The organism is Vibrio palustris (genome assembly GCF_024346995.1).
GTDB lineage: Bacteria > Pseudomonadota > Gammaproteobacteria > Enterobacterales > Vibrionaceae > Vibrio > Vibrio palustris.
Genome location: NZ_AP024887.1, coordinates 2,256,688 through 2,279,057, shown reverse-complemented (window position 1 = coordinate 2,279,057; position 22,370 = coordinate 2,256,688). Strand labels below are relative to the sequence as shown.

Sequence of the window (22,370 nt, the reverse complement as noted above, 5' to 3'; positions counted from 1 at the left end):
ACTGCGTTGGGTTACGTCACAATAAAAAGGGTTGCCAATGGCAACCCTTTTTTAATGTTTAATACTATGGACTTACTTACGAACTGCAATTGCTTCGATTTCAATTCCAACATCTTTGGGCAAACGTGCCACTTCGACACATGAGCGTGCTGGGTAGTTAGCCACACTGTGGCTATCAAAGAAATCGCCATAAACGGTATTGATGGTAGCAAAATCATTCATATCTTTGACAAACACGGTCAGTTTGACAATGTCATGTACGGTTAGGCCTGACGCTTCAACGACCGCTTTTACATTGTCTAAAGATTGACGAGCTTGTACGGCGATATCTTCCGCTACATCACCGGTCTCTGGGTTAACAGGAATTTGCCCTGATGTGAGTACCATATTGCCTAAATCGACGCCTTGAACGTAGGGACCAATCGCGGCTGGTGCTGACTCTGTCTGTAGTACTTTTGTCATGATTATCTTCCATTAATATTATATTCGACAAGTGCTTAGTGTGCCCTGTGCAATCGTCAAGGTAAAGAGTTAGCTCATGCCTTTTAGGTCAGTTAGGTATTTCTTTCAGTGACGATATCGCGTGCGAATACTTTCTCGCAATACTTACACTTTAAACGAATATCATGGGGTTTTTCTGTAATAGTAAAACTGCTTTCCACTGGTTCATTATGGGAGATACAGTTACTATTCGGGCAAGCAAAGACATTATTAATTTGCTGCGGTAATTCTAAAGGAAGCTTTTTCACCACTTCATAGTTTTCGATACGGTTAACCGTTGCATGCGGTGCATATAATGCTAATTTATTGGCTTGGTCGGCATTAATAAATACATTTTCGATTTTAAGTAGGTCTTTATGGCCTAGCTCGGATGAAGGCAAATTTAACCCTATTGTGACTTTCTCATTGGCATTATGCATATCGAATAAACGTAATACCTTGATACCTACTTTGGCCGGAATATGGTCAATCACGGTACCGTCTTTGATGGCTTCAACTTGTAATTGGGTTTCTTTACTCATGATATTCCCCTTAAAGTGATTCATTCAAAACCAGTGCAAGCAATGCTTCTCTGGCGTAAACGCCATTACCAGCTTGTTGGAAAAAGTAAGCGTGTGGCGTTTTATCGACATCTGTTGTAATTTCGTCAACGCGTGGCAGTGGGTGTAACACCTTCATATTCTCACGAGCATCAGTGAGGTGGGACGCGGTTAATACAAATGCTGATTTTATATGCGCGTACTCCGATTCATCGAAACGCTCTTTTTGTACACGCGTCATGTAAAGAATATCGAGTTCAGGAATTACGGTGTCCATATCTTGGTGTAGGCTATATTCAATACCTGCTTCATCGAGCTCTTCACAGATGTAGTCCGGCATTGCCAGTGCATCAGGGGCAACAAAATAAAAACGGACATTAGTAAACTTTGATAATGCTTGCGTTAAAGAATGAACCGTACGTCCATATTTAAGATCGCCAACAAAGGCAACATTGAGATTATCTAAGCGTCCTTGGGTTTCATAAATAGAAAATAAATCTAATAGTGTTTGTGATGGATGCTGGTTTGATCCATCGCCAGCATTGATAATCGGTACGCCATTAGAAAACTCTGACGCCAAGCGCGCCGCTCCCTCCTGCGGGTGACGCATCACAAACGCATCCACATAATTAGAGATGACCTGTACCGAGTCAGATAGGGTTTCGCCTTTTTTGGCTAACGACGTGTTGCCGCCATTATCAAAACCAATAACATTACCGCCAATACGCTGTATCGCCGTTTCAAAAGATAGGCGGGTGCGGGTTGATGGCTCGAAAAAGCAGCTTGCGACGACTTTATGCTTGATGAGTTCTGGTTGTGGCTGCGCTTTTAACTGGCCAGCGGTCTGTACGATCAACTCGAGCTCTGCGCGTGAGAGCTCAGAAATTGAAATGATGTGCTTTTGAAACAGCGAGTTCACCATAGTTTTATCCCTATCTTTTCTTTCGGCCATAAAAAAGCCCCCCGATCTGGGAGGCTTTACCATTATTTATTCATCGACGGGAAACAGAAAACCGCGTAAGTGTTGGCACTCACTAAAATGATATGTGGTTAATAGACAATGACCGATCATTTTTTAGGTATCCCCGAAGACAAATTGTGGGGAATTATACCGCTAACAATAGAGAGTGCAAGCGATTACATTATCTCTGTCTTATGTGTTTTTATGACTTTTTTCGCCACTCTGAGCATTACCCCAGCGTGGCAACCATAATAGCTTTGATGGAGTGCATACGATTTTCTGCTTCATCAAAGACAATGGAGTGGCTAGATTCAAATACTTCGTTGGTCACTTCTAAGCCATCCATACCATATTTTTCCGCGATTTGTTTACCGACAACGGTTTCATCGTCATGGAAAGCTGGGAGACAATGCATGAATTTAACATTAGGATTATTCGTTGCTTCAATCATCGCCATATTGACTTGATAAGGCTTCATGACAGCAATACGCTCTTCCCATGCTTCAGCGGGCTCGCCCATAGACACCCAGACATCGGTATACAGAAAGTCACAACCATTTACGCCTTCTGGCACATCTTCAGTTAAGGTGATAACCGCTCCAGAACTTTTAGCTAGCTCTTGGCATTGGGCGACTAAATCGGCCTCAGGCCAATAAGCCTTCGGCGCGACTAAACGGATATCCATGCCCATTAAGGCGGCGCCGACCATTAATGAGTTACCCATATTATTACGGGCATCACCTAAATAGGCGAAAGAAATCTCATGCAGATTTTTGCCTCTACTGTGCTCTTGCATGGTTAAGAAATCGGCCAGAATTTGGGTAGGATGAAACTCATTGGTAAGTCCGTTCCATACAGGAACACCGGCGAACTCGCCTAATACTTCAACGATCTCTTGCCCATGTCCACGATATTGAATGCCATCGTACATACGCCCCAAAACACGTGCGGTATCTTTCATGGATTCTTTATGACCAATTTGTGAGCCAGAAGGGCCGATATAAGAGACATTAGCGCCTTGATCATGGGCAGCGACTTCAAACGAGCATCGTGTACGAGTAGAGGACTTTTCAAAAATGAGCGCAATGTTTTTACCCAACAGATTTTTTTGCTCAGTACCAGTGTACTTGGCTTGTTTCAGTTGAGTTGAGAGATCGAGGAGAAACTGGATTTCTTTTGCAGAAAAATCCAGTAGCTTGAGAAAGTTGCGGTTACGTAGATTGAAAGCCATATCTCGGTCCTTAGTATTCGAGAGTCGAAAACAATAAAGACCAGTAAAACATAAGAATGCATATAAAGTGAATTATTATTTTTAAAAAGCGAGACATTTTTATCTGTCTCGCTCAGCACCATTACAAGTTTTCTTCGGCAAACTCTGCTAGGCGACTACGTACAACCCCATTAAGGTGAATGTTGGCGCTGCCTTCGAAAGCTGTTGATACATGCTCGGAAGTACACTTGGATGCTTTTAAGTTACTCTAGAATTACCACCGATTTGTGTAAAACCTTGTCATAAATTTTAGAAATAAGAGCGGATTGGCAATACATTTTGACATTGTACTTACTTTATCATTAGTGTTTGTTAGAGGTTATTTATTGATATTTAAAACATCACTAATTGAGTCTTTCATTATATCAATGAAATTTATTAACCTTTTGGGATAATAATTGGCATATGGGTAAACTATATACATGGGGATAGCATCTTCACGCCAGTTTGGGAGTAGTTGGATTAAATGTCCAGATCTTAAGTGTGGTTCCACTATCCAGGTTGATAAGCTTGCAATTCCAAGATGGCTAAGCACAAACTCCTGTGCTGAGAAGATATTATCTGTCGTTATTAATGGGGTGATATTTAAATTTTTACTTTCTTCCGTTTCTGAATTTTTCAGGATGATGCTTTCTTTATAATAATTGCTGAGTGCTATCCATGGCCAATTGCTGATATTGTTAATTTTAGGGGTTTCCTTCATCTCATCAAGGAATTCTGGTGTGGCGACAATGATTCGTGGCACGTACGCAATCAGTTTTGCTACAACATTAGCTTCATTAACTTCCCCTACATGTATTGCACAATCAAAATTATCAGATAAAAAATCGACTTTTTTATCTGATAATATCCATTCAACATGGACTCCATTGTTTTTATTAAGATAATTAATGATAGGTTGTATTAATTGTCGTTGCCCAAAGGCGTGAGGTGCTTTTACTCTTAAATTACGTTTAAATGTATTGGAGATGGATTTGCCAACGACTTCTTCAAGTTCACCCCAATTGTTCAATAAGGTTTTTGCATATTGATAGCAAGACTCACCTTCTTCGGTAAGCTTTAACTGATGAGTTGTTCGTAATAGTAATTTGCAGTTCAAAGCTAGTTCTAGAGATTGAAGCCTACGACTAATAGTTGGTTGTGTCGTTTCTAGTTGTTGGGCTGCTAATGTCAAGCTTCCCGACTCAACAATTCTAACCCATGTTTGAAGTAATGTAACTCTATCTATTCCCGATGTTTTTTTTATATTCATACGCCGAGTGTATAACTGTTCTTCGGTAATTGAGAGTACCAATAATGCATTTAATAGCGCAACATATTTTGAATGTTAATTTTTTAGGGGAAAGAATGAGTAATTCAATAACTGAAGTAAGTACTAGAGATAAGTCTCTAACATTACCATTAATTTTGGGATTATCGATTGGTGCAGGTCTGAGTGTGGCATCAATTTATTACTGTCAACCGATCTTGAATATACTTAGTAAAGAGTTTCATTTGAATGTAAATCAAACCGGATTAATTGCGACGTTAACCCAGATAGGGTATGCACTAGGTATTTTATTTCTGGTGCCTCTTGGTGATAGTGTTGAGAGGAAAAAATTGATTATTATTAAATCGTTTTCTTTGTCTGCTATCTTGTTACTTTGTACAGTCTCTACTGGTTATTATTTTTTATTAATAGTCAGTCTAGCTATTGGTATTTTGGCAACAACAGCGCAAGATATCATTCCAGCCACAGCAACGTTAGCTGATTCGTCTCAACGAGGAAAAACTGTTGGAACTGTAATGACGGGACTTTTAACGGGGATTTTATTGTCTCGAGTATATAGTGGGGTAGTAAGTGAAATCTGGGGATGGAGACCCGTATTTGGACTAGCGTCACTAGCAATGTTGTTTTCGGGGTTTTATTTGGCAGCTATTTTACCTCAGATTTATCCTACGAGTACCTTATCTTATAAACAAACCATACGCAGCCTAATACCTCTCTGGGTTAAATACAAAAACTTACGAAAAGCGTCGTTTACCCAATGCTTTTTATATATCTCTTTCAGCTGTTTTTGGACGACACTTGCTATATTTCTAGCAGAATATTACAACTTGGGAAGTTCTTATGCTGGTATTTTTGGTTTTGCTGGGTTAGTAGGAGCAGTAGCCGCCCCTATTTCTGGGAAGATCTCTGATGCTATAGGCACAAAGAAGGTAGTATCTACGAGTATTATCATTGTAATTCTCTCGTTTATTACAATGTTTTCTATTACATCATTTTCAATATCTTTGCAGTTACCGATTTTAATATTATGTGTAATAGCTTTTGACTTTGGTATTAATAGTTGTCTAATCGCGCATCAGAGCATAATTTATGGCATTAAACCAGATGCAAAATCTCGATTAAACTCTATTTTCTTTACATTAAATTTCGTTGGTATGGCTTTAGGTTCTGCGATTGGAACATTTTTATATTCTCAATTTAATTGGAGTGGAGTAACCATATTGGAAATTATTAGTTCATTTATGGCGTTGTTTTTTTCAAGTTTAAATGAGATCGGGGGGGATTAAAATAGCAGAAGAATGAAGGTATGCTTCTATATAAATTAACTGTTTTTTTAATCGATATTTATAGCTTTTAAGTCAATAGATACACAAGAAGTATTGTCTTCATACCTTTCACTTAGTCGCTAGGTTTTTCGTTTATACATAGAACTTGATGCTCAAAAAGCGAGACATTTTTACCTGTCTCGCTCAGCACCATTACAAGTTTTCTTCGGCAAACTCTGCTAGGCGACTACGTACAACCCCATTAAGGTGAATGTTGGCGCTGCCTTCAAAGTTTTTGAAGCGTTCAACAAGATAGGTTAACCCTGAAGTGACAGGGGTGAGGTAATGAGAATCAATTTGCGCTAAGTTACCAGAGCAAATGATTTTGGTGCCTTCCCCGCAACGGGTTAGGATAGTTTTGATTTGCGCAGCTGTGAGGTTTTGACACTCATCAAGCAAGACTAGAGCATGTTGAATGGAGCGTCCGCGCATGAAGTTAATTGATTTGAATTGGATATTGGCTTTATCACAAATATATTTTAATGATCCATCGGTACAATGGTCGTCTTTATGTAATGCTTCTAAGGTATCCGTCACAGAGGCTAGCCATGGCATCATTTTTTCTTCCTCGCTACCAGGAAGAAAACCGATAGACTCACCAATATCCGGTGTGTTTCGAGTGACAATGATTTTGTCAAAGTGATGACTTTCAACGGTTTGCTCTAGAGCGGCCGCCATTGCCAGCAATGTTTTCCCGCTACCTGCGGCTCCCGTGAGAATCACTACGTCGATGTCGGGATCGAGCAGTGAGTCGATGGCCATCGCTTGGTAAATATTTTTAGGGGAGATTCCCCACGCGCGGCGATGCATCATGCGCTCACGGCTCATATCTTTAAGCACCAAGCGATTATCCTCAATTTGCTCGACACGAGCTGCAAAATCGCTGTCTTCGTCAATAACATATTGATTAAGGTACGTCGGCTCAAAAGGCTCCCTTTCTAATGCATGATAGGTATGGCCATGAACGTTATAAGAATCAACTTTATCGACGGTGTCCCAGAAAGCACCAGGGCGCTGCTGAAAACCTTTGGTTAAATATTGAACATCATCAATTAATTGGTCGGTGCGATAATCTTCTACATGCAAGACGCCTGCACCTTTAGCACGCAAGCGCATGTTAATGTCTTTTGTTACTAAGACAACAGAGCGGGGATCTCGTTTGTTTTGTAGGTATAACACCGCATTAAGAATGCGGTTGTCGCCTTCTTTATCGGTGAATGCTTTGAATGTATCGACCAATTCATAGTCGGCTAAAATAGCAATGGAGCCACAGGAGGAGCTGTCTTTAAGTAAGGGGATGCCATCGGTGATTTCATCGGGCGTTGCATCATGGAAGAGGTTTTCGAGCGAACGTATCGCCACGCGGGCATCACGGGCAACGTCGCGTTTGCTGTCTTTGATTCTATCGAGTTCTTCTAGTACCGTCATGGGAATGATGACGTCATGTTCTTGAAAGGAGTATATGGCCTGAGGTTCGTGAAGCAAAATGTTGGTATCAAGTACAAACAGTTTTCGTTCGGTATCGCCCATAAGCGTCTCCTTGCTACAAAGTAGCTTGCTATGCAAAATTAAGGTTGCATTCAAGTTGCTAAGTGCCCACAACGCGAGGCGTAAGAACGCTTATCACTGACTGCAAACTGGTTAGATACTTACTGCTTTTCAAAGTGGGGGAACACTTGAGTTGAGCGTTCACACCGACCTTATGATCAGTATAGCAACATCACCAGAAATGCCATGTTAGCGTGACATTTTTATGTCGAAATCAAAAACGATAAAAAACTTAGGGTTTGCGATGGATAGCTCGTGACCTGTATCACGGCTTCAAGTAAGATTAGCGACCTTTTCTGCGCAGCGGTTCAATAAAGCTCATAATAAGGGCTTATTCAATTCGCCGTTCAATGACGTAATAAAATAGAAATCCAATCCAAATTAATGAGGTAGTCGATTCATGACTTTTGCTTTGGGGCAACGCTGGATAAGCGATACAGAAAGCGATTTAGGTTTAGGTACGGTGGTAGCAATAGATGCACGTACCGTTTCAGTGATATTTGCCGCATCCGAGGAAAACCGAGTATATGCGCGCCACGACGCACCTGTCACAAGAGTTACCTTTAATGTGGGAGATGTGATCGATAGCCAAGAAGGTTGGTCATTACAAGTCGAAGAGATCACCGAAGACCAAGGGGTATTAACCTATATTGGTACTCGTCAAGATACGGAAGAATCTAATGTATCACTGCGTGAAATCTTTTTAAGTCACCAAATACGGTTTAATAAACCGCAAGACAAACTGTTTGCGGGTCAAGTGGATCGTATGGATAACTTTGTGTTGCGCTATCGTGCACTACACAATCAATATCAACAACAAAAAAGCCCTATGCGTGGGTTATGTGGTATGCGCGCTGGTTTGGTGCCACACCAGCTTTATATTGCCCATGAAGTTGGGCGTCGTCATGCGCCACGCGTATTACTTGCCGATGAAGTAGGATTAGGTAAAACCATTGAAGCTGGCATGATCATTCATCAGCAAGTTCTGTCAGGGCGTGCTGAACGTGTTTTGATTGTCGTTCCAGAGAATTTACAACATCAGTGGTTGGTTGAAATGATGCGTCGTTTCAATCTGCATTTTTCTATTTTTGATGAAGAGCGTTGTGTTGAAGCGTTTGCTGAATCGGAAAATCCGTTTGATACCCAGCAATTTGTTTTATGTTCATTAGAGTTCCTACGCAAAAGTCGTCGTCGTATAGAACAAGCCGTTGATGCTGAATGGGATTTATTGGTGGTCGATGAAGCGCATCATTTAGAGTGGAGCGAAGAAAAACCAAGCCGTGAATACCAAGTCGTTGAAGCGTTAGCTGAACGTACGCCTGGCGTATTACTTTTGACAGCAACACCTGAGCAATTAGGGCGTGAAAGCCACTTTGCTCGCTTACGTCTTTTGGACTCGGATCGATTTTACGATTATCAGGCGTTTGTTGAAGAAGAAGAACAATACGCACCGGTTGCCAATGCGGTGACGGCTTTATTCTCAGGTCAATCGTTAGCACAGTCAGATAAAGATCAAATCGCCGAGATTCTTGGTGAAGCGCGTGTCACGGCTATTTTTGATGTATTAGAAAGCGCTGCTGATGAACAAGAGAAGGCCCAAGCTCGTCAATCGTTGATCGATAACCTGATGGATCGTCATGGTACTGGTCGTGTGCTGTTTCGTAACACTCGTTCCGGTGTAGAGGGATTCCCGCAGCGTAATGTTCACCTTTTACCTATGGATATTCCATCCCAGTACACGACCTCTATGCGTGTGGCAGGAATGATCGGCGGTAAAATGAGCTCACAAGCACGTGCGATTAAAATGCTCTACCCAGAAGAGGTTTTCCAAGAGTTTGAAGGTGACGAGTCTAGCTGGTGGCAGTTTGATCCGCGAGTGAACTGGTTACTTGATAAAGTGAAAGACAAGCGTGGTGAGAAAATTTTAGTGATCGCTTCGCGTGCCAGCACGGCGTTACAGCTAGAACAAGCGTTACGTGAGCGTGAAGGGATTCGTGCTACTGTATTCCATGAAGGAATGTCGATTCTTGAACGTGATAAAGCGGCTGCGTATTTCGCGCAAGATGAAGGTGGCGCACAAGTCTTGATTTGTAGCGAGATTGGCTCAGAAGGTCGTAATTTCCAGTTTGCCAACCAACTGGTGATGTTCGATTTACCATTTAACCCTGATTTACTCGAACAACGTATTGGTCGACTGGATCGTATCGGACAACGTCGTGACATTGATATTCATATTCCATACTTGAAAACAACGTCGCAAGAGATCTTAGCACGTTGGTTCCATGAAGGTTTGAATGCTTTTGCCGAGACTTGCCCGACAGGTCGTCTTGTCTACGATGAGTACAGTGATGGGTTGATCGAGCTATTGGCAGCGGTCAGCACCGACGGTTTAGATGAGATCATTGCCGACTCTGCTAAGATGAATGAAACATTAAAAGCACAGATGGAGCAGGGACGTGACCGTTTACTCGAGATGCATTCAAATGGTGGAGAAAGATCACATCGTATCGCTGAGCAAATTGCCGCGAGCGATGGCGATACTAATTTGGTCACATTTGCGCTGAGTCTATTTGATACGATTGGTGTGAACCAAGAAGATCGCGGTGATAATGCCATTGTCTTGAAACCAACAGAACACATGATGGTACCGAGCTTCCCAGGTTTACCAGAAGAAGGCACGACGGTGACCTTTGATCGTGATACAGCGTTAGCTCTTGAAGATGTCGAGCTGATCAGTTGGGAACACCCAATGATCGACGGTGGTATGGAGTTATTGATGAGCGAAGGCGTGGGAACATCAGCCGTATCGCTTTTAAAAAATAAAGCCTTACCCGTTGGTGCGGTATTATTAGAGCTCGTGTTCTTGGTACAAGCACAAGCGCCCAAACGCAGCGGTATTCGCCGTTTCTTGCCACCCACACCAATTCGAGTATTACTGGATGGTCGTGGTAATGATCTATCATCACAAGTCGAGTTTGATAGCTTTAATCGTCAATTAAGCCCGGTGAATCGTCATGTGGCGAATAAACTGGTGACGTCCGTACAAAAGCAGGTCCATGACTTGATTGATGCTGGAACGCCAGTCGTTGAAGCGCAGCTTGAAACAATTCGTGCGCAAGCGCTCCAAGATATGCATCAACAATTGGATGCAGAATTAGAGCGAATGCAAGCTTTGAAAGAAGTGAACCCGAACATTCGAGATGAAGAAATTGTGGCGCAACAAGCTCAAATTGAGGAACTTGATCATTTAATTAAGCATGCTCAATACCAGCTTGATTCACTACGCGTCATTATGGTTGCGCATAACTAATGATTTAGAATAATTCATTGTTACAGTAAACAAAAAAGGCCTTCACTGTTGTGAAGGCCTTTTTTTGATATGAATATATAAACTGATAATCGTCGCTTTACGCTACAAGAACCATTTCCACCATACAAACACGGCTAAAAATCCAAATAGATAAATCAGCCCGAGTATGGAGAGTGATTTGAGTTTCACTCCCATAGTTAATGCTTTAGGAAGTGGTGTACGCGTAACCAAAATATAATTGAGTAAAGCAAAGAAAGGCGTGGTAATAAACGCCATAATCATGGCGAAGTTGAGCATTGGTAATAAGGCAGAAGCCCAGAATAAAATGATGGATAGCGCTAATGCAGAGATAGCGAGCATCCAAACTTTAAAATAACGATGTTCGTTTTGCTGCTCACCCTCTTTTTTAAAGAGACGTACCCCCTCTGCAAGCACGCGAGAATAGCCATCGATCACAGTAATGGTACTACCGAAAATACAGAAAAAGGCAATCACTGCGATTAAGTAACGCGACCATTCACCTATCGTTGATGCGTATAGGCCAATGAGCTGGTGAGTAAAGCCAGTTCCTGATTTTGCAATGTCAGTGCCTGTACCATTGAGCACTAATGCACCTAAGGACAAAAAGACGACGGCAAGTAGGGCGGTGCCAATATAACCGACATTAAAATCAAACAAGGCAGACTTTGGGGTTACTTCCATTTGTTTGCTTTGAGTTTTTAACCACATCGAGCTTAAACTCGAGATTTCAATCGGTGCAGGCATCCAGCCCATGGTGACAACGATGAATCCAATCGCGGCTAAGTGCCAAGGTGATGGGGTCTCGACTGTTTTTACCACGGTATCAGATCCACCCGCAGCAATTGCAACGGCTAGAAATGTACTCAGCGTTAATACGGCCATGATGAGCTTTGACAAGCCATCTAGCGCTTTATACTGACCTGCAAATAAAATAAGTAGACAGGTGATCAAAATGAGTGCGCTTAATATGCCAATCGATAATTGAAAAGGAATGAAGTAGCTTAATAAGCTTGCACTAAAAAGTAAGAGTGCGGCGGTATTAATCACACCTGAAATCGAACACAAGGCAAAAAAGGTGTAAAGATAAGGTTTACCCAAGTTCGCATAACCTTCAACCAAACTTTTACCTGAACCTACCGTATATTGCACCCCTGCCCGAAAGAAAGGGTATTTAAATAAATTCACCAGCAAAATTAATGCGGCTAAATGCCACCCATAAATCGCCCCTGCTTTGGTTGAAGCAACGAGATGAGAGCCCCCCACGGCGGCAGCGGCAGTCATGATGCCTGGCCCTAGAGACTGAAGTAATCTACCCAACCCTCTATTTGAGGTCGTTGGTATCGAAGCGGAGCTTTCCATAGTACATCCTTTTACATGTTGTGCTGAAATACATTCAAGTGAACCTTTTAAGGTTTCTTATTTTGTCAATAAAATGGATCTTTATCGTATATCACTTATATGTCAATTTTTATTTACAATAATGGCTGATATTTTTTACTTATGCTGATCTTGTCGATGTGACTGACTCGGATGCAGCGCTAGAAACCTGTGCAACAGAGAGGGGGGATTAAATTAAACGTGCGCGCCAATATAGACGGACGCCGAATTGCTTACTGATAAATGACAAGCTTGTGTATATAATGCAGCGTTTTTAGCACAGACGTTTTTAACTAAATAGAGCAGCACATGGCAATGACAGAATACACACCGCCGAGCGATCCGTGGATTGAAGTGGTGTATGAAGATGAGAACCTCTTGGCGGTGAATAAACCCGCTGGTTTACTCTCGGTGCCGGGCCGATTGCCAGAGCACTATGACAGTATGTGGAGTCGTATTGTTGAGCGTGATAGGGAGATTCAGGTCATCCATCGCTTGGATATGGCAACTTCTGGTCTCATGCTGCTTGCCAAAGACAAAGCCAGTGAATCGGCGTTAAAAAAACAATTTCAATATCGTCTGACTCATAAAGTTTACTATGCCCGAGTGTGGGGACATCCGCCACAGCAAGGAGAAATCGATCGCCCGCTTATTTGTGATTGGCCGAATCGTCCACGCCAGAAAGTGTGTGAAGAGCACGGTAAACCGTCGCTGACTCATTATCAGGTGGTGCAATATGAAGAGCACACCAGTGTCGTACGTTTATTACCAGTGACAGGGCGTTCTCATCAGCTGCGGGTTCACATGCAGGTGATAGGGCATCCGATTGTGGGAGATGAGTTTTACGCGCACGCAGAAGCGTTTGCATGGAGTGACCGTCTGCAGCTACATGCGGCTGAGCTGAGTTTTTATCATCCGATATCCCAAACGCTCGCATCGTTATTTGTTCCCTGTGAGTTTTACCCCGACGCGGAAGGTTGTATTTTTGAGCATTTTACGCCAAGCCCACAATTACCGGATTATAAACTCTTACCTAAGTGCTGATAGACAATAGTTAGAATACTCGATAAATAATAGCGATAAAAAAAAAGCAGCGCCTTAGCGCTGCTTTTTGTCATCAAGATAACCGATTATAGGTTAGCGATAGTGACTTTTTGCTCTTCTAGTTTGACCAAAGTTGCTTGGTAACCTTCGAGCTTCTCACGTTCTTTAGCAACAACGGCTTCCGGCGCTTTCGCAACAAAACCTTCGTTGTTTAACTTACCTTCAATGCGCTTAATTTCACCTTGGGTTTTGTTGATCTCTTTCGTCAAACGATCAAGTTCTGCATCTTTATCAATCAAGCCTGCCATTGGGATCATTAACTCAGATTGAGCAACCAGTGACGTCGCACAAGCTGGAAGAGTATCGGCATCAGTAATAATGCGAACGCTTTCTAGTTTCGCTAGTGACATCAATACTGGCTTACAGGTTTCTAAGCGGCTTGCATCAATATCATTGGCGGCTTTAAGCATCACTTCCAATGGCTTACCTGGGTTGATGTCGTATTCAGCACGTAGGTTACGAATACTGGTGATAAATGCTTTTACCCATTCAATATCATCCAGCGCTTCCTGATGGAAGTTATTTTCATCATATTGTGGTAGGGCTTGTAACATGATGGTCTCGCCAGACACACCGTCAACCAGTGGCTTGACACTTTGCCAAATCGTTTCTGTGATATATGGGATCACAGGGTGAGCAAGACGTAAGGTTTTTTCTAATACAGTGATCAGAGTACGGCGTGTTGCGCGTTGCTGTGATTCGGTACCTTTCCATAGAACTGGTTTAGTAAGCTCTAAATACCAGTCACAGAATTGGTTCCAAATGAACTCGTACAGCGTATTGGCTGCCATGTCTAAACGGAAGTTATCAATATGGTTATTAAACGCTTTCGCAGTCAATTCAAATTGAGATTCGATCCATTTATCTGCTAACGAATATTCCAACTCAGCATCTGCGGCAAAACCACAATCGTGCTCTTGCGTATTCATCAGCACGTAACGGCTTGCGTTCCATAGCTTGTTACAGAAATTACGGTAACCTTCAAGACGCTTCATATCCCAGTTGATATCACGACCGGTTGAAGCCATCGCTGCGAGTGTAAAGCGCAGTGCGTCAGTACCGTAGGCTTCAATCCCGTTTTCGTAAGCTTTACGCGTGGTTTTTTCGATCTTCTTAGCAAGCTGTGGCTGCATCATGTTGCCAGTACGCTTTTCAACTAAGTCTTCAAGATCAATACCATCGATCATATCGATAGGGTCAAGCACGTTACCTTTTGTTTTCGACATTTTATCGCCATTTTCATCGCGAATAAGGCCGGTCACATAAATGGTTTTGAACGGAACTTGCGGCTTATTATCTTCATCTTTGATAAAGTGCATGGTCATCATGATCATGCGCGCAACCCAGAAGAAGATAATATCGAAGCCTGTTACCAACACATCGGTCGGGTGGAACGTGGCAAGATCCGGCGTTTTTTCTGGCCAACCTTGTGTACCAAACGTCCATAGTGCGGATGAGAACCAGGTATCAAGTACATCATCATCTTGTGCAAGCACGACATCTGCGGCTAAACCGTTTTCAGCACGCACTTCGTCTTCATCACGACCGACATAAACATTACCTTGCTCATCATACCAAGCTGGAATGCGATGACCCCACCAAAGCTGACGCGAGATACACCAATCTTGCAGTTCGTTCATCCAAGAGAAATACATGTTTTCGTACTGTTGTGGTACGAATTGAATGTCTCCATCTTTAACCGCTTTAATCGCAGGCTGAGCGAGAGGGGCAGTACGCACATACCATTGGTCGGTTAGCATCGGTTCAATTACCACACCACCACGGTCACCATACGGGACGGTAAGATCGTGATCTTTCACTTCGACCAATAGGCCAAGTTGATCGAATTCTGCTACAAGTGCTTTACGTGCAGCAAATCGCTCTAACCCTTGGTATTGCTCTGGAATATCGGTTGCGTAATCGGTGCTTGGCTCACCTTTGGTGGTGTACACTTCAGCGCTTGCCAAAATGTGTGCATCCATAGTGAGGATGTTGATCATGGGTAGACTATGACGTTTACCCACTTCATAGTCATTAAAATCATGCGCAGGGGTGATTTTTACACAGCCTGTGCCTTTTTCCATATCGGCGTGTTCATCACCAACAATAGGAATTAAACGATCAACGATAGGTAGACGTACGTGTTTGCCAATCAGATCTTTATAACGAGGATCTTCTGGGTTAACCGCAACACCAGTATCGCCTAACACGGTTTCTGGACGGGTCGTCGCGACCACAATATAATCTTTGCCATCAGCGGTTGTCGCACCATTGGCAAGCGGGTAACGGAAATGCCACATGTGGCCTTTCTTATCAATGTTTTCCACTTCAAGATCAGAAATTGCGGTGTGTAGCTTTGGATCCCAGTTAACGAGACGCTTACCACGATACAGTAAATCTTCTTTGTAAAGACGTACAAACACTTCTTTCACGGCGTTAGAGAAGCCTTCATCCATGGTAAAGCGTTCACGATCCCAATCGACAGAGGCGCCCAGACGACGTAGTTGGCGGGTGATATTACCGCCTGACTCGTTTTTCCATTCCCAAATCTTATCGATGAATGCTTCACGGCCGTAATCATTTTTGGTTTTGTCTTCTTGTGCGGCAATTTTACGCTCGACGACCATTTGCGTTGCGATTCCAGCGTGGTCCGTTCCGACTTGCCATAGGGTATTGTTCCCTTTCATACGTTGGCAGCGCGTCAAAGTATCCATAATGGTATCTTGGAAAGCGTGACCCATATGCAGGCTACCCGTGACGTTTGGCGGCGGGATGACAATGCTATAAGCGGGTTTAGATGTGTCGCCGTGAGGCTTAAAATAGCCTTGCTCTTCCCAAGTCTGATACAGACCTTGTTCGATAGATGTTGGGTTATATGTCTTTTCCATAGTGCTCTTAGATGGATACTTGAATGATTAATCAGTTCGTCTTTATAAGTGAGCTCTCGTGGTAAAGAGCTTAACTATAAAGGAGGAACAACTAAGGGTATTGGATCTCGATGGTTTGCAGTTGATAACCTGCTTGGCGATAGTGTTTATACCGCGCTCGAGCCCGCTGTTTCGCATTTTCTTCGCTAGGTACGAAGTCTATCACTTCCGTTAAGTTTTGCGCAAAGGTTGTCTGATTATCCGCCAGGTTTATTGCCAGTTGACGATTAAACGAGGCTCGAACTCCCGGATGACCTATTTCTACATGGGTTCCATAACGAGGTCCTTCACCAACCAGGTTATGTCCAATGAATTCATCAGGATCGGCTTGCCATAAATGTTCGGCAAATTGTTCAGCGTGGGACTTATCATGGCATTGTAGGTAGACTTTCGCGCCTTGTTTGACAAAGTGACGGATGAGAAATAAAACATACTCTTCAAACCCGGCAGCACTTGCTTGCGGGCTATCAGCGTTAACAATGTAAAACGTCGCGGTTGCCATACCTTACCTTTGCATAGATAGAAGAAAATAAAAAAGGGCCCTGAGGCCCTTTTAGTGAGGTTATTCCTCAGTGTCTAGGCCACTTCGATTAAGTAAGAATTGGACCAACATTGAGACGGGACGACCGGTCGAGCCTTTCGCTGCCCCAGATTTCCAAGCGGTACCCGCAATATCAATATGCGCCCAATTATACTTCTTAGTAAACTTAGAGAGGAAGCACCCTGCGGTAATCGCGCCACCCGGGCTACCACCAATGTTTGCCATATCAGCAAACGGACTTTTGAGCTGTTCGTGGTACTCATCGGTCATTGGTAAACGCCAAGCGCGATCACTGGCTTGCTCTGAAGCATTGACGAGCTCGTGTGCCAATGGATTGTGGTTAGCAAGCACGGCGCTAATATGATGGCCTAATGCAACCACACACGCACCAGTTAAAGTCGCTACATCAACAACACACTCTGGCTCAAAACGTTCTACATACGTCAATGCATCACACAAAACTAAGCGGCCTTCTGCATCGGTGTTTAATACTTCAACCGTTTGACCGGACATCGTAGTAAGAATATCACCTGGACGATAAGCATCGTTACCCGGCATATTTTCACAACCAGCGAGAATACCGACAACATTAATCGGCAAATTCATTTCAGCCACTGCCTTCATTGCGCCAAATACGGAGGCCGCACCGCACATGTCGTATTTCATTTCGTCCATGCTTGCGCCGGGTTTGAGTGAAATACCACCTGAGTCAAACGTGAGCCCTTTACCCACTAAAACAATGGGGTGAGCATCTGAATCAGGATTACCTTTGTGCTCGATAACCGACATCATCGACTCATTTTTTGAACCACGACCAACCGCTAGGTATGAATACATACCTAATTTATCCATTTCTTCTTCACCAATGATCTTGGTTGAAACGGTCGAATGGTCATCAGCAAGGCGGCGTGCTTGTGAAGCAAGGTACGCTGGGGTCGCAATGTTGGGTGGCATATTACCCAAGTCTTTACATGCTCTTACGCCTGATGCGATAGATAGACCATGGTTAATTGCTTTTTCACCTAACGTTAGCTCACGACGAGTTGGCACATTAAAAACCAATTTACGTAATGGGCGACGAGTTTCCGGTTTGACTGATTTGAATTGATCAAACGTGTATAAGCTATCTTGTGTTGCCTCTACCGCTTGACGAACTTTCCAGTAAGTATCGCGACCTTTAACGTGCAGCTCTGTAAGGAAGCAGACCGCTTCCATTGATCCTGTTTCGTTAAGGTTGCTAATGGTTTTTTGAATAATTTCTTTATACTGGCGTTCACCCAGTTCACGTTCTTTACCACAGCCGACAAGTAATACTCGCTCAGATAGAACTCCAGGAACTTGATGCAACAGTAGCATCTGGCCTGGTTTACCTTCTAAATCACCACGGCGTAATAAAGAACTCAGATAGCCATCGCTGATCTTATCGAGTTGCTCTGCCACTGGAGAAAGACGGCGTGGTTCAAAGACACCCACGACGATACATGCACTGCGCTGCTTCTCTGGGCTACCACTTTTTACACTGAACTCCATGCGTACTCCTACATCCTAAAGACAAATAGAACTAAATGTTAGATAATGAACTCTTACTTGTTGGATCCTTATAAGGTTCTACCTTTTAATGTAGAATGCTAACACTTAGCTAAAATTTCGAAAATAAAAGGTTCACCGAGAAATTATAGTGATTCAACTAAAAAAACAAGTTTTGTATAGGTAATTTCAGCGTGATTATTGTCCGATATTTGATCAGAGAGGCATTAAAGAGTCAGCTAGCCATCTTTTTTGTGCTCTTTTTAGTATTCCTGAGCCAGAAGTTTATCCGTGTTTTGGCGGAAGCTTCCGATGGTGAGATTCCTGCACGCATGATTTTGTCTATCGTGGGATTGAACATGCCTGCGATGGGGTTACTCATGTTACCGTTGAGTTTATATATAGGTATCTTGCTCACCTTCGGGCGTTTGTACGCAGAAAGTGAAATTACCGTGATGAACGCGACGGGCATTGGTAATAAGTTTTTAATTCAGGCCGCGTTAGCACTGGCTCTGATCACCTCCGGTGTGGCGGCGTTTAACTCTTTTTGGTTGTCACCATGGGGGCAAGATAAGGTAGCGCAGTTAATGGAAAAACTGTCATCTGAAAACAGCGTTGATTTATTGCAAAAAGGGCAGTTTCAGCGTTCTCCAGATGGCTCATCGGTGGTCTTTATCGATGATATTAATAACCATAAATTATCCAATGTTTTTGTTGCCCAACTGACGCCAAAAGATTCGGTGATGCCAAGCGTGATGTTCTCCAATTCAGGAGAGGTGAAAGATCTTAGCGATGGTCGCCAAGTGATCTCTATGCATAACGGCACGCGTTATGAAGGTGTGCCGACTCGCGTGAACTATATGGTCACAACGTTTGATCAATACCAAGGTTTGATTGGTCAAAGGAAGGTAAAACACGAAAGTCGTGACTGGGAAGCTCAGCCAACAATGCAATTAATTCATAATGATAGCCCTAAAGCTCAGGCAGAATTGCAATGGCGGATTTCGTTAGTTGTGTGTATTCCACTGCTTACCATGCTGGTGGTACCGTTATCGGCAGTGAACCCTAGGCAAGGGCGGTTTGCGAAAATGGGGCCTGCTATCTTAATTTATCTAGCGTATTTCTTGGCGATTAGTGCGACGAAATCAGCCATAGAAGATGGCTCGATTCCTGGGAGCGTAGGTATGTGGCCAATTAATGGATTATTGTTGCTTGCAGCCTTGGCGATTAACTCGCTAGATAGTGTCGTGGTCAGAAAATTCAAAGATAAATTCAGAAAGAGAAAGGTGGCGTAAGTCATGTTTAAGATTTTAGACTTTTATATTGGTCGAACCATCATCTCTACATCAGCGTTAGTGCTGGTGACCTTTGTTGGATTGTCGGGCATTATCAAATATGTTGATCAGTTACGCAAAGTAGGTAAAGGGACGTACGATCTTTTACATGCGTTGTACTTTGTGATTTTAAGTATCCCACGCGACATTGAAATGTTCTTTCCGCTCGCCGCCTTACTGGGCGCATTGATTGGTTTAGGCATGTTGGCGTCCAGTTCTGAACTGGTTGTTATGCAGGCGGCAGGGTATTCGAAGCTACAGATTGGTTTATCGGTACTCAAGACTGCAATTCCGTTGATGATTCTTATTACCTTACTGGGTGAATGGGGAGCGCCTCAAGCGCAAAAATTGGCACGTGATATGCGCGCATTCGAAACGTCTGGTGGCAAAATATTGTCGGTGCGCAGTGGGGTGTGGGCTCGTGATGCCAATGACTTTATTTTTATCACTAAGATCAACGATGAGAAGTTATATGGTGTCAACATTTGGCGTTTTAATGACAATAAGAAATTAACGGAAGTCGTGTTTGCCAAAGAAGTCGATTACGACAGTGGTCATCATTGGACGATGAAAAATGCCATCCTCACGAATATGAAAAACAACGTAGAAATTTCTAAAAAAGTGATTCCATCTTATCAATGGGACACGACCTTAGAACCGGACAAGCTGAAAGTGGTGACTGTGAAACCGGAAGAGCTATCTTTGAGTGGCTTGTATAGTTATGTGAATTATTTGAAGTCGTCTGAGCAAGATGCCTCTCGGTACGATCTCGCGTTTTGGCGTAAGATGACTCAACCATTTTCGATTGCGGTTATGATGCTGATGGCGTTATCGTTTATTTTTGGCCCTTTACGTAGTGTGACCATGGGGGCAAGGATTTTATCAGGAGTCATCGCTGGGTTTACTTTCTACATATCGAGTGAATTCTTCGGACCCCTTAGTTTAGTATATGGGTTCCCACCATCGATCGGCGCAATTGCACCGAGTTTAGTCTTCTTGAGTGTGGCTCTGATTTTAATGAAGCGTAAAGGTTAGACGCGTCAAAAAATAATACCGCAAAATCTTAAAGAGAAAACGTATAACGTTTTCTCTTTTTTATTGCCGAAATAACATTGTTAGAGATCATGATGAATATGCTTTAGCTCAAAGAATTTGACGACTCCGAGCGATAACATATGCAATGAGTTTGTTATTTTTTTTTAAAAGGAGCAACACATGACTATGACTCCACGAACAGTAACGTCACCGAAGAAGTTTGTTATCGGTACAGATTTATTGTCCCAGCTGCCAGATTACGTGAAAGACTTTGGTACTAATGCATTTATTATTTGTGATGAATTCATTCTTTCTAGAGTCGAACAAGAGGCGGTTTCTGCTATTGAAAAGACGGATAACTTGACGGCGACAGCAGAAAAGTTTCAGTACGAGTGCACACAAAAAGAAGTCGATCGTAATGTTGCTCTCGTCAAAGAAACCTATGCCAATGTCATTGTTGGCGTTGGTGGCGGTAAAACATTGGATACAGCTAAAGCAGTGGCGTATCAACAAAAATTACCAGTCATCTTATATCCTACCATTGCTTCTACCGATGCTCCGTGTACGGCACTCTCTGTTATTTACACTGAAGATGGGGAGTTTGATCATTATCTTTTCTTACCACAAAACCCCGATGCCGTGATTGCGGATACAGATATTCTAGCGGGAGCACCAACTCGTTTCTTTGCGGCAGGTGTAGGGGATGCGCTAGCGACCTATTTTGAAGCTCGTGCTTGTTATGCGTGCGACGGTGTGAATTTAGTTCTGAAAAAACCATCACGAACAGGGTTAGGTCTCGCTCGTTTGTGTTATGACGTATTAAGTGAAAACGTTGCTGCGGCTATGGATGCTTTAAAAAATAAAGTGACAACGCCAGCCTTGGAGCAAACAATAGAAGCGACCATTTATTTAAGTGGTGTGGGGGCTGAATCTGGCGGATTAGCGGCTGCTCATGCGGTAAATAATGGCATGTCAGCAGTGCCAGATCTTCACAAAGCACAGCATGGTGAAAAAGTAGTATTTGGCTTGCTAACGCAGTTAGTGCTCGAAAACGCCCCTAAAGAAGAAATCGATAATGTTGTGCGCATTATTAAAGTTGCAGGACTGCCGTTGACGCTTGAGGATATGGGCTTACAAAACTTTGTAGAATCGGAATGGCGTAAAGTGGCAGCGATCGCGTGTGATAAAGATGATACGATGGGCAACATGGTTAAAGCCGTCTCTGAAGCTGATGTATATAATGCGATGGTTGCAGCCAATAACATGGCACATCGTTATAAAGCGCAAGATGAGGGGTAAATTTTCGATAATGAGATAACGTATTGATGGCCTTGAGATAATAAATAGCAAGGTTTAGGATAGAGTGAGGCTCTTTGGCTCGCTCTATCCTTGAACATTTTAACGGAAGAATGCCGGGTTTTAATTCGCTGTGAGCAAATAACGAGCAGTTGATTGATTAAGTTGAAATTTTTATTGCACCCCTTCGATTCTTACGTATAATGCCAATCAACAAGTAAGGGGTAGCCCTCCTGAAAATGCCACTGTGATGGAATTGGTAGACATGACGGATTCAAAATCCGTTGCCTTCGGGCGTGGCGGTTCAAGTCCGCCCAGTGGTACCAAATTAACAAAAAAGCCTCAACAAATGTTGAGGCTTTTTTGTATCTAAAATCTCTTCTTTTCATTAAGCCTCTACTGCATTCGTTGCTACTTTACAATTAACGCACTCTTTATTAAGACACTTTACGATTGCTCGGCATCACACTCTAATCGTAAAAAT

General features: G+C 42.9%; 16 protein-coding genes and 1 tRNA gene. 7 read left to right on the top strand and 10 right to left on the bottom strand.

All coding sequences use genetic code 11. The features are described 5' to 3' along the window. Positions 1–72 precede the first annotated feature (72 nt). From OCU30_RS10575 to OCU30_RS10555, 5 genes are all read right to left on the bottom strand, one after another. Entirely contained in the window at positions 73–462 is a 390-nt protein-coding gene (locus tag OCU30_RS10575; RefSeq protein WP_077313963.1) for a RidA family protein, read from the bottom strand. Positions 463–554: 92 nt separating this feature from the next. Beyond that, positions 555–1,022 (bottom strand): aspartate carbamoyltransferase regulatory subunit, encoded by a 468-nt coding sequence (pyrI, locus tag OCU30_RS10570; protein WP_077313961.1) that lies wholly within the window; start codon positions 1,020–1,022, stop codon positions 555–557. 10 nt (positions 1,023–1,032) lie between these two features. Further along, positions 1,033–1,962 (bottom strand): aspartate carbamoyltransferase, encoded by a 930-nt coding sequence (gene pyrB / locus OCU30_RS10565; protein ID WP_077313960.1) that lies wholly within the window; start codon positions 1,960–1,962, stop codon positions 1,033–1,035. 268 nt (positions 1,963–2,230) lie between these two features. After that, entirely contained in the window at positions 2,231–3,232 is a 1,002-nt protein-coding gene (gene argF, locus OCU30_RS10560) for an ornithine carbamoyltransferase (protein WP_077313958.1), read from the bottom strand. Between the two features lie 358 nt (positions 3,233–3,590). Then, complete coding sequence (locus OCU30_RS10555; protein ID WP_077313956.1) at positions 3,591–4,523, bottom strand: LysR family transcriptional regulator; 933 nt, start codon at positions 4,521–4,523, stop codon at positions 3,591–3,593. A 95-nt stretch (positions 4,524–4,618) separates the two neighbouring features. Here OCU30_RS10555 and OCU30_RS10550 point away from each other — a divergent pair, with 95 nt between their 5' ends. Further along, entirely contained in the window at positions 4,619–5,827 is a 1,209-nt protein-coding gene (locus tag OCU30_RS10550; protein ID WP_159439117.1) for an MFS transporter, read from the top strand. Positions 5,828–6,019: 192 nt separating this feature from the next. Here the strand turns inward: OCU30_RS10550 and OCU30_RS10545 are convergent, their stop codons facing one another. Next, a complete protein-coding gene (locus tag OCU30_RS10545) occupies positions 6,020–7,396 on the bottom strand; it encodes a PhoH family protein (RefSeq protein WP_077313953.1) in 1,377 nt (458 codons plus the stop codon). Between the two features lie 418 nt (positions 7,397–7,814). Between OCU30_RS10545 and rapA the strand changes: the two genes are divergently transcribed. Next, the gene (gene rapA, locus OCU30_RS10540) at positions 7,815–10,724 is read left to right on the top strand and encodes an RNA polymerase-associated protein RapA (RefSeq protein WP_077313951.1); all 2,910 of its coding nucleotides are present in this window, start codon (positions 7,815–7,817) and stop codon (positions 10,722–10,724) included. Positions 10,725–10,826: 102 nt separating this feature from the next. Here rapA and OCU30_RS10535 read toward each other — a convergent pair whose 3' ends face one another. Next, the gene (locus OCU30_RS10535; RefSeq protein ID WP_077313949.1) at positions 10,827–12,104 is read right to left on the bottom strand and encodes an NRAMP family divalent metal transporter; all 1,278 of its coding nucleotides are present in this window, start codon (positions 12,102–12,104) and stop codon (positions 10,827–10,829) included. Between the two features lie 327 nt (positions 12,105–12,431). On the opposite strand from OCU30_RS10535, the gene OCU30_RS10530 reads away from it, so the two are divergent. Beyond that, positions 12,432–13,166 (top strand): pseudouridine synthase, encoded by a 735-nt coding sequence (locus OCU30_RS10530; protein WP_077313948.1) that lies wholly within the window; start codon positions 12,432–12,434, stop codon positions 13,164–13,166. An 86-nt stretch (positions 13,167–13,252) separates the two neighbouring features. Here OCU30_RS10530 and OCU30_RS10525 read toward each other — a convergent pair whose 3' ends face one another. The 3 genes from OCU30_RS10525 to pepA all read right to left on the bottom strand — a co-directional run bounded on the left by OCU30_RS10525 (position 13,253) and on the right by pepA (position 18,224). Further along, complete coding sequence (locus OCU30_RS10525; protein ID WP_077313946.1) at positions 13,253–16,114, bottom strand: valine--tRNA ligase; 2,862 nt, start codon at positions 16,112–16,114, stop codon at positions 13,253–13,255. A 91-nt stretch (positions 16,115–16,205) separates the two neighbouring features. Further along, on the bottom strand, positions 16,206–16,655 hold the full coding sequence (locus OCU30_RS10520; RefSeq protein WP_077313944.1) for a DNA polymerase III subunit chi: 450 nt from the start codon (positions 16,653–16,655) through the stop codon (positions 16,206–16,208). A 60-nt stretch (positions 16,656–16,715) separates the two neighbouring features. Beyond that, positions 16,716–18,224, bottom strand: coding sequence for a leucyl aminopeptidase (pepA, locus tag OCU30_RS10515; protein WP_077313942.1), 1,509 nt, complete (start codon positions 18,222–18,224; stop codon positions 16,716–16,718). 191 nt (positions 18,225–18,415) lie between these two features. Here pepA and lptF point away from each other — a divergent pair, with 191 nt between their 5' ends. The 4 genes from lptF (at position 18,416) to OCU30_RS10495 (ending at position 22,212) form a co-directional block, all read left to right on the top strand. Then, positions 18,416–19,516, top strand: coding sequence for an LPS export ABC transporter permease LptF (lptF, locus tag OCU30_RS10510; protein ID WP_077313941.1), 1,101 nt, complete (start codon positions 18,416–18,418; stop codon positions 19,514–19,516). Between the two features lie 3 nt (positions 19,517–19,519). After that, on the top strand, positions 19,520–20,590 hold the full coding sequence (lptG, locus tag OCU30_RS10505) for an LPS export ABC transporter permease LptG (RefSeq protein WP_077313940.1): 1,071 nt from the start codon (positions 19,520–19,522) through the stop codon (positions 20,588–20,590). Positions 20,591–20,770: 180 nt separating this feature from the next. Continuing rightward, complete coding sequence (locus OCU30_RS10500; protein WP_077313938.1) at positions 20,771–21,889, top strand: glycerol dehydrogenase; 1,119 nt, start codon at positions 20,771–20,773, stop codon at positions 21,887–21,889. Positions 21,890–22,127: 238 nt separating this feature from the next. After that, positions 22,128–22,212: transfer RNA gene (locus OCU30_RS10495), tRNA-Leu, on the top strand. The last annotated feature ends 158 nt before the right edge of the window (positions 22,213–22,370 follow it).